Genomic DNA, 11,306 nt, shown 5'->3' with positions numbered 1-11,306 from the left:
TGGCGGGCGGGGTCGCCACGCACGCACTGGACCCGGTTGCCGCGCGGCGGGTCTGGCGCTGGACCGAGCGCACGCTGCGCGAGGTCTGGTTCGCCGGGCTGCCGATCGTGGCCTGACCCCGGGGGGCTGCCCCGAGGGGAACCCTCGTAGCGCTCAAAGCCACGAGAGTTCCCCTGGGGGCGTCCGGGACGGGCGCGCCGGTCAGTGGCGCAGCCACACCGCGGTGTCGGCGGGGACCTCGCCGCGGGCGGTGAGCGGGCCGCTGGACAGCATCACCTCGGCGTCCTCGGGCAGCGACACCGGCGCCGAGGAGACGTTCACCAGGCAGGTGAAGCCGCCGTCGCCGGAGTCCGAGGTGCGGGCCAGGGCCAGCGTGCCCTCCGGCGACTCCTGCCAGGTCAGCGCGCCGCCGCCGAGTGCGGGGTGCGCGCGGCGGATCGCCAGGGCGTCCCGGTAGAGGTGCAGCACCGATTCCGGGTCGGCCTCCTGCACGTCGGCCGCGTGCCGGGCGAACACCTCCGGCTGCGGCAGCCACGGTGTCCCGGACGGGCCGAACCCGAAGCCGGGCTCGCCCGCGGCCCAGGGCAGCGGGACGCGGCAGCCGTCGCGGCCGCGCAGCGTGTGCCCGGACAGCTCCCAGGTCGGGTCGTCGAGCCGGTCGGTCGGGATGTCCTCGACCTCGGGCAGTCCGAGCTCCTCGCCCTGGTAGAGGTACGCGGTGCCGGGCAGCGCGAGCATGAGCAGCGTCGCCGCGCGGGCCCGGCGCAGGCCGAGCTCGGGGTCGGCGGGCAGGGCGATCACGTCGTCGAGGTTCCAGCCGCGCCCGGCCTCGGGCTTGCGGGCCAGCCGGCTCGGGTGCCGGCAGACGTCGTGGTTGGACAGCACCCAGGTCGCCGGCGCGCCGACCCGGGTGTTCTCGGCGATCGCGTCGTCGATGTTGTCGCGCAGGTCCTCGGCCAGCCAGGCGGCGGTCAGGAAGTTGAAGCTGAACGCGGTCTGCAGCTCGTCCGGGCGCAGGTAGCGGGCCAGGCGCTGCGGGTCCGGCACCCAGGCCTCGGCGACGAACACCCGCGGCGGGTCGTAGGCGTCGCCGATCCGGCGCCACGACCGGAAGATGTCGTGGACGCCGTCGCGGTCGAGGTAGGGGTGGCCGCCGTCCTGGGCGTCGTTCACGCCCTCGACGATGTCGGGCAGCCCGGGCTCCTTCACCATCGAGTTCGCGACGTCGACGCGGAACCCGTCCACGCCCCGGTCGAACCAGAAGCGCAGGGTCTCCTCGAAGTCGGCGCGGACCTCCGGGTGCTCCCAGTTCACGTCCGGCTGCCGGATGTCGAACAGGTGCAGGTACCACTGCTCCGGCGTCCCGTCGGGGGCCACGACCCGCTCCCACGCGGGCCCGCCGAACATCGACTCCCAGTTGTTCGGCGGGAGCTCACCGTTCTCGCCGCGGCCGTCGCGGAAGAGGTAGCGCTCGCGCTCGGGCGAGCCGGGGCCCGCGGCCAGCGCCTGCCGGAACCACACGTGCTCGTCGGAGTGGTGGTTCGGGACGATGTCGAGCAGCACCCGGATGTCGCGCGCGTGGGCCTCGGCGATCAGGGCCTCGGCCTGGGCGGTGTCGCCGAACATCGGGTTGATCGCGCGGTAGTCGGCCACGTCGTAGCCGCCGTCGGCCAGCGGCGACGGGTACCAGGGATTGATCCAGATCGCGTCGACGCCCAGGCGGGCGAGATGGTCGAGCCTGCTGCGCAGACCGGCGAGATCACCGGTCCCGTCGCCGTTCCCGTCGGCGAAGCTGCGGATGTAGACCTGGTAGACGACGGCGTTGCGCCACCAGTCCTGCTCGTGCACGGACATGATGCTCCCGGGTACGGATCGTGGGGCGGGGCGGTGTTGCAGAGTGTTTCATCCGGTTGCAACCGCTGTCGAGGCGCGGGCACGATGACCCCCGTGACGGACGAGCCGGTGCGCGAGGTCGTACGCCGGGTGGGTGTCCGGCGGGTCGCCGAGCTCGCCGGGGTCTCCCCGGCGACGGTGTCGCGCGCCCTGCGCGAGGGCACCCCCGTCTCGCACGACACCCGCGAACGCGTCCGCCGGGCGGCGGCCTCCCTCGGCTACTCCGTCCCCGTCCGGCCGCTGACGGTCGCCGTGCTCGCCCGCTTCCCGACCCGCTGGTTCTTCGCCGAGGCCGTCGCCGGGGTGGAGGGCGTGCTGTCCGCGGCCGGGCACGTCACCCAGCTCCACAACCTCGGCGACCCGGACGCGCGGGCGCACTTCTTCGCGACGCTGCCGGTGCGCGGGCGCGCCGACGGGCTGATCGTCGTCGCCTCGGCGATCGACACCACCGAGGCCGCGGCGCTGGACGCGCTGGGGATCCCGGTCGTCGTGCTCGGCGGGGACATGCCGGGACGGCCGCGGATCGGCATCGACGACCGCGCCGGAGCCCGCACCGCCGTCCGGCACCTGCTCGGGCTCGGCCACCGCGGCGTCGCGCTGGTGTCGTTCGACCCCGACGAGGCCAACGGCCGCGCCACGACGACCGACCGGCGCGACGGCTGGGCCGACGCGCACGCCGAGGCCGGGCGACCCCGCGGCCCGGTCGTCGCCCCCGGGGCCGGGGTGACCGACGGCGACGCCGCGGCCGCGGAGCTGCTCTCCCTGCCGGCGATGCCGACCGCGGTGTTCGCGATGTCCGACGAGCTCGCCGTCGGTGTGCTGCGCACCCTGCGCCGTGCCGGAGTGGCGGTGCCGGGCCAGGTGTCGGTGGTCGGGTTCGACGACCACGACTCGGCCGCCGTCGCCGAGCTCACCACGGTCGCCCAGCCGGTCCGCCGCCAGGGCGAGCTCGCCGCCAGGGCACTGCTCGCCGCGCTGGGCGGCGACGTCCCCGGCGACGTCGAGGTCCCGACCCGGCTGGTGGTCCGGGCGACGACGGCGCCACCCCGGGTCAGCTGACCAGCCGGTCCGGGCGCAGCTCCACCCGGCGCAGCAGTTGCGCGTTGAGCGCGACGACGACCGTGGACAGGCTCATCAGCAGCGCGCCGACCGCGGGCGGGAGCACGAACCCGACCGGGGCGAGCCCCCCGGCCGCGAGCGGCACCGAGACCAGGTTGTAGCCGGCCGCCCACCACAGGTTCTGCAGCATCTTCCGGTACCCGGCGCGGGACAGCGCGATCACCGACAGCACCCCGCGCGGGTCGGAGGAGGCGAGGACCACCCCGGCCGAGGCGACGGCGACGTCGGTACCGGCCCCGATCGCGATCCCGACGTCGGCCCGGGCCAGCGCCGGGGCGTCGTTTACGCCGTCGCCGACCATCGCGACGACCGCGCCGCGGTCCTGGAGCCGGGCCACCGCCTCGTCCTTGCCCTCGGGCAGCACCTCGGCGACCACCTCGTCGACGCCCAGGTCGCGGGCGACCGCCTCGGCCACCGGGCGCGCGTCACCGGTGAGCATCACGACCCGTACGCCGCGGGCGTGCAGGGCGTCGACCGCGGCCCGGGACTCCGGGCGGACCGCGTCGGCGAGGGCGAGCGCGCCCACCACCTCGCCGGGGTCCGCACCGGCCACCACGTACAGCACGGTGGCACCGTCGTCGCCCCACCGGTGCACGTCGCCGGTCAGCTCGGCGGGCACGTCGAGACCGCGCTCGCGCAGCAGCGCCGGACCCCCGACGGCGACCGGCCGCCCGTCGACGGTGGCGGACACCCCGCGTCCGGTGTGTGAGCGGAACCCGTGTGCGGCCGGGACGGCACGCCCGTCCGCCGCGGCGACGACGGCGCGGGCGAGCGGGTGCTCGCTGTCGGCCTCGACGGCGGCGGCCAGGGCCAGGGTGTCCGCAGCGCCCGCGGTCCCGACGACCCGCGGGCTGCCGGTGGTGAGCGTGCCGGTCTTGTCGAACAGCACGGTGTCGACGGTGCGGGTGCGCTCCAGCGCGAGCCGGTCGGTGACCAGCACCCCGGAGCGTGCCGCGCGGGCCGTGGAGATCGCGATGACCAGCGGGATCGCCAGCCCGAGCGCGTGCGGGCAGGCGATCACGAGCACGGTGACGGTGCGGGTGACCGCCTGCGCGGTGTCGCCGAGCAGCGTCCACACGGCGAAGGTCGCCACCCCGGCACCCGCGGCGAACCAGAACAGCAGCGCCGCCGCGCGGTCGGCGAGTGCCTGGGCCCGGGAGCGCGAACCCTGCGCGTTCTCCACCAGGCGACGGATGCCCGACAGCGCCGTGTCCTCGCCGACGGCGTCGACCCGGACCCGCAGCGCCGAGTCGGTGGCGACGGTGCCCGCCACCACCCGGTCGCCGGTGCCGCGCGGGACCGGCCGGGACTCACCGGTGATCATCGACTCGTCCACCTCGGCGGCACCGTCGACGACCGTGCCGTCGGCGGGCACCCGGGCGCCCGACCGGACCAGCACCACGTCGCCGACGGTCAGGTCGGCCGGTGCGACCGTACCGACCGTGCCGTCGGCGCCGACCCGCTCGGCGGAGTCGGGCAGCAGCGCGGCCAGCGCGTCGAGGGCCCCGGACGCCTGCCCGAGCGCACGCATCTCGAGCCAGTGCCCGAGCAGCATGATCACGACCAGCAGCGCCAGTTCCCACCAGAAGTCCAGCCCGCCGACACCGAGCGAGCTCAGCAGGCTCGCCACCCACGCGACGCCCACGGCCATGCCGATGAGCAGCATCATCCCGGGCCGGTGCGCCCGGATCTCGGCGACGGCGCCGGACAGGAACGGCCACCCCGGCCAGAAGAGGATCACGGTGCCGAGCACCGGGGGGATCCACGCCGACCACGCCGGGGGCGAGTACCCGAGCAGCATCCCGGTCATCGCGCTGAACCCGACGACGGGGACGGCGAGCACCAGCGCGACGACGAACCGGTCCCGGAACACCGCCGCGTGGTCCGCGTGCCCGTGTCCCGCGTGGCTGCCGTGGGCCCCGGGGCCGCCGCCGGGGTGCGTCCCGTGCTCCTGCGGGGCGGAGGCCGCCCGTGGCTCGCCGTGCATCGTCTACCTCCCGACGTCGTGGACACCGGCTGCAGCGATTATACCCCCCCAGGGTATTCCCGGCGGCCGGGTCGCGCGAGGTACCGTCGTGGTCGTCCCGCGGGGACACCGCGGGAGGTGGTCGGCGTGGTCCGGGTCGAGGGGCACTGGCGCAACCGCAGCTGGGTCGCCGCGCACCACCGGCACCCGATGCGGCCCGGTGCCGACCAGACGATGCTCGTCCTGCCGCCCGCCCGGTCGGTGTGCATCGACCTGTCCGCGCACGGCGGACCGTTCCCCGCCGAGCCGGTGGACGGGCGCCCCGCACCGGCGCTGCCCGCACCCCGGCCGCCCGCCGCGCGCTGAGGCGGCAGGATGGTGTCGTGCCGAAGCTGATCGAGAACGCCAGCCGGGTCACCGCCGCCGGGACCCCGCCGAAGACCATCGACGAGTACGTCGGGCGGGTGAACTCCGGCGACGGCCGGGTCTCGGTCGCCCACATGCGCAGCCCGTCGGGCTGGGCCGAGCCCGGCCAGACCCCGCAGTTCGACGAGTACACCCTGGTCCTGTGCGGCGCACTGCGGGTCGAGTTCGACGGCGGGGAGCTCGACGTCGCCGCCGGGCAGGCCGTGCACACCGCGCCGGGGGAGTGGGTGCGCTACAGCTCACCCGGCCCCGACGGCGCGGAGTACGTGGCCGTCTGCCTGCCCGCCTTCGAGATCGGTGCCGCGCACCGTGACGACGAGCCCGGGAGCTGATCCGGTCCCGTGCCGCCGCCCGGGGCCCGGCGGTCGACGACGGCGCCTGGTGCCGCGCCGCGGGAGCGGCCGGGAGCTCCGATCCGGTACACCTGGGGCGTGACGATCCGGACGGTTGCCCTCACCGCCCTCGCCGCGCTCCTGCTGGCCGGATGCGGCACCGGCGGCGCCACGGCCGCCGGTGCGGGCACCACCGGTCCGCACGCGGCCACGGCCGCCGACCTCACCGGCGTCCGCTGGCTGCCCGCCGACGGCACCGCGCAGGGCCGGGCGTTCGCCGAGTTCGCCCCGGACGGCACCTGGACCGGCTCGGACGGCTGCAACGGCCAGAGCGGTGAGTGGACCCTCGGCGACGGCGGTGCCCTGCGGGCGACGGCGGGCCTCAGCACGATGATCGGCTGCGAGAACGTGCCCGTCGCGCGCTGGGTCTCCGAGGCCGTCCACGTCGAGACCGAGGGCGACGCCCTGCTCCTGCACCCCGCGACGGGCGAGCCCGTGCGCCTGGTGCGCGCACCCCGCTGACACCGAGGCGCACGTTCCCGCCCCGCGGAGGGCGCGAACGTGCTCCTCGACGCGGGTGCCGGTCGTCGAGCGTCGCGGAACCGTGCCGCCGACCACGGGAGCGCAGCGCCCGGTCCGGGACGGGTCAGCGGGGCAGCGGCAGCCAGTCCAGGACGTCGCGGATCCGGGCGTCCCAGTAGCCCCACTCGTGCTCGCCGGGGCCGAACGCGGTGCTCACGGACACCCCGGCGGCCCGGGCCAGCTCGGCGAAGCGCACCGACTGCGGGTGCAGCGGGTCCTCGGTGCCGGCGCACACGTACAGCGCGGGCGCCGCGGCCGGGTCGAGCCGGGCGAGCAGGGTGGACAGGTCGGCCTCGGTGCCGGCCACCGGGGCGCCGTCGAGGATCCGTTCCCAGATCCGGGGGTCCTCCTCGCGGGGCGGGCCCGCGGCCAGCGCGGCGAGGTCGAGCGCCCCGGACAGCGACGCCGCGGCCGCGAACCGGCCGGGCTCGGCCAGCGCCCAGGACAGCGCGCCGTAGCCGCCCATCGACAGCCCCGCCACGAACGTCTCCGCCGGGTCGGCCGACACCCGGAAGAACCGCGCCACCAGCGCCGGGAGCTCCTCGGTCACCCAGGTGCGGTAGCGGCCGCCGTAGGCCTGGTCGGTGTAGAAGCTGCGGTGCACCTGCGGCATGACGACGGCGAGCCCCAGCTCGTCGGCGTACCGCTCGACGGCGGTGTAGCGGGTCCAGGCGGTGTCGTCGTCGGACAGGCCGTGCAGCAGGTAGAGCACCGGTGGCGGGGCGTCGAGGTCGCGCACCCCGGCGCCGATCCGGGTCCGCGACGGCTGGGGCAGCAGCACCGTGACCGAGGTGGCCAGTCCGAGGGAGTCGGCGACGACGTCGCAGCGCAGCCGGGCCATTCCGGTGATCCTCGTCGGCGCGCGACCGGCCGGTCAAGGCACACTCGGGTCGTGCACGTCCTCATGTCGACCACCGCCGCGCACGGCCACGTCCACCCGAACCTGCCGGTGATGGCCGAGCTGGTCGCCCGCGGCCACCGCGTCACCTACCCGGTCCCGGAGCGGTTCGCCGAGGCCGTCGCCGCGACCGGGGCGACGCCGCTGCGGATCCGCACCGACCTGCCCGACCCGGCGAAGGGCGAGCAGTGGCCCGACGGCGGGATCGAGGCCATGCGGCTGTTCTCCGCCGAGGCCCGCTCCGCCTACGACCAGATCGCCGACGCGCTGCAGTACGAGCACCCCGACGTCGTCTGCTATGACGGCAGCGGCTGGGCCGGGCACGCGTTCTCCCGGGTCCGGGGCATCCCGCGGGTGGAGCTGTCCCCGCACATGGTGGCCTGGGACGGCTTCGAGACCGACATGGCCGAGGCCTTCGCGTTCCTGGAGACCCCCGAGGGGCTCGCCTGGCGCGGCGAGCTGGACGCCTGGCTGGACGAGGTCGGCGCCGGCGTCGGGAACCGGGAGTTCCTCGGCCGCCCCGACCGCTCGGTGGCGCTGATCCCCGAGGCGATGCAGCCCGAGCTCGACCGGGTCGACCGCGACCGCTACACCTTCGTCGGCCCGGTCATCGGCGACCGCTCGCACCAGGGGCTGTGGCCCAAGCCGAAGGCCCCGCTGCTGCTGGTGTCGCTCGGCTCGGCCTACACCGACCGGCCGCAGTTCTGGCGGGCCGCCGTCGAGGCGATGACCGGCACCGGCTGGCAGACCGTGCTCGCCACCGGCCCGCACGTCGCCCCGGCCGACCTCGGCGCGGTCCCCGACGACGTCACCGTCCGGGAGTGGGTGCCGCAGCTGGCGGTGCTGGCGCACGCGTCGGCGTTCGTCACCCACGCCGGGATGGGCGGCTGCACCGAGGGGCTGTGGCACGGCGTCCCGATGGTCGCGGTCCCGCAGGCGGTGGACCAGTTCGGCAACGCCGACCGGATCGCCGCGCTCGGCGTGGGCGAGCACCTGCCCGCCGACGCGGTCACCCCGGAGACGCTGCGCGAGGCGGTGCTGCGGGTGTCCTCGTCGGAGGAGGTCGCGCGCCGCTGCGCCGAGGAGAAGGCGACCGCCCGCGCGGCCGGCGGGGCCGCGGCCGCCGCGGACGTCGTCGAGGGTCTGGTGCCGTCCGCGCTGTGTGCGGCGTGCGCTCTCGTCGGTGGCTGCGGGGGACGCCGCTGAGCCCGTCCCGACCCGCGCTGGTCCGTTCGGGGCACCGTCGGGCGTGGCGATTGTGGACACAGCGTTGCCAATGGCAACGTCTGCCTCTCGGTCGGGGGGCGGGCGCGTGCGCCCGGAGAGGTGGAGCCGGTGCGCAGGACGATCATCACGCTGCTCGTCGCCGTCGGGGTGACGCTCGGGACGGCCGGGCCGGCCCTGGCCGCGCCCGCGCCGCCGCCGCCGGGGCAGGGCATCACGTGGGGTCCGTGCACGAGCCCGTCGCTGCAGCAGGCCAAGGCCGAGTGCGGCTTCCTGAAGGTCCCGCTGGACCACGCGCAGCCCGCCGGCAAGAAGATCGAGATCGCGGTGTCGCGGATCCGGCACACCGTGCCGCAGGCGCAGTACCAGGGCGTCGTGCTGGTGAACCCCGGTGGCCCGGGCGGCCCCGGGCTGGGCCTGTCCCGGCTCGGCGGCGCCGTCCCGAAGAACGCCGGCGCCGCCTACGACTGGATCGGCTTCGACCCGCGCGGGGTGGGCATGAGCCGTCCCGCCCTGACCTGCGACGCCGACTACGGCGGCTACGCCCGCCCCGACTACCGGCCGGAGAACGGCGCCGAGAAGGCGTGGCTGCCGAAGGCCGAGGCCTACGCCCGGGCGTGCGGCAAGGCCGGCGGCGACCTGCTCGCGCACCTGCGCACCGAGGACACCGTCCGCGACATGGACCTGATCCGCCGGGCCCTGGGCGCACCGCAGATCAACTACTACGGCTTCTCCTACGGCACGATGCTCGGCCAGGTCTACGCCACGATGTTCCCGGACAAGGTCCGCCGGATGGTTCTCGACGGCGTCGTCGACCCCCGTGACTGGTGGTACCGGGCCAACCTGAAGCAGGACGTCGCGTTCCAGCGCAACATCGAGACCTTCTTCGACTGGGTCGCCAAGAACGACGCCACCTATCACCTCGGCACCACCGGCGACGCCGTCGAGAAGCGCTTCTACGACCTCGCCGCGGAGTTCCGGAAGGCCCCGCTGGGCGGGCGGATCGGGTCCTCGGAGTGGACCGACATCTTCCTGCGCGCCGGCTACAACGTGGGGGAGTACACCTCCGTCGCCGACGCGTTCGTCGCCGGCACGAAGAAGGACGCGGCCGCGCTCAAGGCCGCCTACGACCAGGCGGGCTCGCCCACCGACGACAACAACTACGCCGTCTACCTCGCCACCCAGTGCACCGACGCCCCGTTCCCGCACGACTGGGCCACCTGGAAGCGCGACAACACGGCCACCGACCGGAAGGCGCCGTTCGAGACCTGGGGCAACGCCTGGTACAACGCGCCGTGCCGGGACTGGCCGGTGAAGCCCGGGCCCGCACCGAAGGTCGCCGGGACGCTGCGGACCGGCCCGCTGCTGATCTCCGAGACCTACGACGGCGCCACCCCCTACGAGGGCGCACTCCAGGCCCGGCGGACCTTCCCCGGCTCGTCGCTGGTCGAGGGCGTCGGCGGGCACACCCACTCGTCGTCGCTGTCGGGGATCGCGTGCACCGACGACACGGTCGCCGACTACCTGCTCACCGGCGCGCTGCCGAAGCGCACCGGCGGGGACCGGTCGGACCGGCAGTGCCCGCCGCTGCCGCCGCCGTCCCCGGCGGCCGCGGGCGGGTGAGCCGGGCTCAGCCGGCTCAGCTGCCGACGAGCACGAGCACCAGCGGCACCGGGACGGCGACGAGGGCCAGCAGCACCGCGTTCGCCACCCGGTACTCCCGCAGCACCGCGACGAACTCGCGCAGCACCGCGCTGGGCCAGTAGTAGCCGGCGGTCGGCGCCCCCACGGCCTGGGCGTCGACGCCGAGCCGCCGGGCCAGCAGCGCGGCCCGGAACGCGTGGTAGTTGCTGGTCACGATGACCCCGGGGCCGTCGCCGACCAGCGCCGAGCTGAACCGCAGGTTCTCCTCGGTGGTCCGCGAGTCGGTCTCCGCGGTCAGCACCGCCGGGTCGGCGCCGTGCGCCGCGGCCCAGCGCGCCATCGCCTCGCCCTCGGCGAGCCGCTCGTCGTCGCCCTTCCCGCCGGACAGCACCAGCCGTCCGGCCCCACGCCGGGTCAGCTCGTCCATCCCGGTCGCGATCCGCGACGCCAGCAGCGGCGGCACCTCGCTGCCGTGCAGCCCGGAGCCGAGCACGACCACCCAGTCCGCGGGCCGGTCGCGCACCAGCCACCGGTAGAGCCGCGCGTAGCCGAGGAAGGCGGCGAACTGGAACGCCAGGAACGCCGCCGCCGCCAGGCAGGCCAGCCACAGCGCGCGCAGCACGAGCGAGTGCAGCGCCAGCACCGGCCAGACCGCGACGAGCAGCCCGATGATCGCCAGGCCGGTGAGCAGCGACAGCGAGTTGCCGAGTGAGAAACGCTCCCGGCGCAGCATCACCGCGCCGTTGAGGACGCAGAACACCGCGAACACCACCGTGATCAGCGGCGACAGCACCACGGCGAGCACGAGCGCACCGAACACGGGGTTGCCGCCCGACCCGGCGAGCGCGAGCACCCACCCGAGGCTCACCGCCGCGGCGAGCAGCCAGTAGGCGTTGCCCAGCCGTCGGGGGTCGCGCCGGATCCGCCGCACGGTGAACACGGTGACGACGACCGCGAGCACGACGGGCAGCACGACCGCGAGGACGGTCACGAGCAGGGTGAGGAACGAGTCGGACATCGACGACGATCCTTCTCCCCGCCCCACGGACCGGCCCCGGACGGCCCGGGCGGCCACCCGGTCGTGGCGGCCGGCGGTCGGCCCGGTGCGCCGGACCGGGTCCGGCGACGGCGACGCCCGGCGTCGGGGAGGATGACGGCACTGTGTCGTCCCTCTTCGCCCCCACCGTGCGCGTGCCCGGTGGCCGTTTCAAGCCGGACCCAC

10 protein-coding genes are annotated in these 11,306 nt (G+C 75.7%); 6 read left to right on the top strand and 4 right to left on the bottom strand.

Going from position 1 to position 11,306, the window contains the following annotated elements; all coding sequences use genetic code 11:
* Positions 1–201: 201 nt before the first annotated feature.
* Positions 202–1,854 carry a glycoside hydrolase family 13 protein gene (locus GTW08_RS23675; RefSeq protein ID WP_161152547.1) on the bottom strand — a complete coding sequence of 551 codons (1,653 nt, stop codon included), beginning with the start codon at positions 1,852–1,854 and terminating at the stop codon, positions 202–204.
* A gap of 93 nt (positions 1,855–1,947) precedes the next feature.
* Here GTW08_RS23675 and GTW08_RS23670 point away from each other — a divergent pair, with 93 nt between their 5' ends.
* The gene (locus GTW08_RS23670; protein ID WP_202417599.1) at positions 1,948–2,952 is read left to right on the top strand and encodes a LacI family DNA-binding transcriptional regulator; all 1,005 of its coding nucleotides are present in this window, start codon (positions 1,948–1,950) and stop codon (positions 2,950–2,952) included.
* Here GTW08_RS23670 and GTW08_RS23665 read toward each other — a convergent pair.
* Positions 2,945–4,999, bottom strand: coding sequence for a copper-translocating P-type ATPase (locus GTW08_RS23665; RefSeq protein WP_161152545.1), 2,055 nt, complete (start codon positions 4,997–4,999; stop codon positions 2,945–2,947). The two genes, GTW08_RS23670 and GTW08_RS23665, sit on opposite strands and share 8 nt — an antisense overlap.
* 126 nt (positions 5,000–5,125) lie before the next feature.
* On the opposite strand from GTW08_RS23665, the gene GTW08_RS23660 reads away from it, so the two are divergent.
* The 3 genes from GTW08_RS23660 (at position 5,126) to GTW08_RS23650 (ending at position 6,258) form a co-directional block, all read left to right on the top strand.
* Complete coding sequence (locus GTW08_RS23660; RefSeq protein WP_139282853.1) at positions 5,126–5,344, top strand: hypothetical protein; 219 nt, start codon at positions 5,126–5,128, stop codon at positions 5,342–5,344.
* A gap of 17 nt (positions 5,345–5,361) precedes the next feature.
* Positions 5,362–5,736: a cupin domain-containing protein gene (locus GTW08_RS23655; protein WP_161152544.1), complete on the top strand. Its 375-nt coding sequence runs from the start codon at positions 5,362–5,364 to the stop codon at positions 5,734–5,736.
* A 99-nt stretch (positions 5,737–5,835) separates the two neighbouring features.
* A complete protein-coding gene (locus tag GTW08_RS23650) occupies positions 5,836–6,258 on the top strand; it encodes an META domain-containing protein (protein WP_157818485.1) in 423 nt (140 codons plus the stop codon).
* A 124-nt stretch (positions 6,259–6,382) separates the two neighbouring features.
* Here GTW08_RS23650 and GTW08_RS23645 read toward each other — a convergent pair whose 3' ends face one another.
* A complete protein-coding gene (locus GTW08_RS23645; protein ID WP_073576200.1) occupies positions 6,383–7,159 on the bottom strand; it encodes an alpha/beta hydrolase in 777 nt (258 codons plus the stop codon).
* Positions 7,160–7,210: 51 nt separating this feature from the next.
* Here GTW08_RS23645 and GTW08_RS23640 point away from each other — a divergent pair, with 51 nt between their 5' ends.
* Positions 7,211–8,422 carry a macrolide family glycosyltransferase gene (locus GTW08_RS23640; protein ID WP_301549124.1) on the top strand — a complete coding sequence of 404 codons (1,212 nt, stop codon included), beginning with the start codon at positions 7,211–7,213 and terminating at the stop codon, positions 8,420–8,422.
* A 129-nt stretch (positions 8,423–8,551) separates the two neighbouring features.
* Complete coding sequence (locus GTW08_RS23635) at positions 8,552–10,063, top strand: alpha/beta hydrolase (protein WP_301549125.1); 1,512 nt, start codon at positions 8,552–8,554, stop codon at positions 10,061–10,063.
* A gap of 16 nt (positions 10,064–10,079) precedes the next feature.
* Here the strand turns inward: GTW08_RS23635 and GTW08_RS23630 are convergent, their stop codons facing one another.
* Positions 10,080–11,102: a YdcF family protein gene (locus GTW08_RS23630; RefSeq protein WP_083658732.1), complete on the bottom strand. Its 1,023-nt coding sequence runs from the start codon at positions 11,100–11,102 to the stop codon at positions 10,080–10,082.
* Between the last annotated feature and the right edge of the window lie 204 nt (positions 11,103–11,306).

Origin of the sequence: Pseudonocardia sp. SID8383 (assembly GCF_009864975.1) — a bacterium.
GTDB classification, from domain to species: Bacteria; Actinomycetota; Actinomycetes; order Mycobacteriales; family Pseudonocardiaceae; genus Pseudonocardia; species Pseudonocardia alni.
Note: the sequence above shows the minus strand (reverse complement) of the source record. Positions and strands in the feature narration are given on the sequence as shown.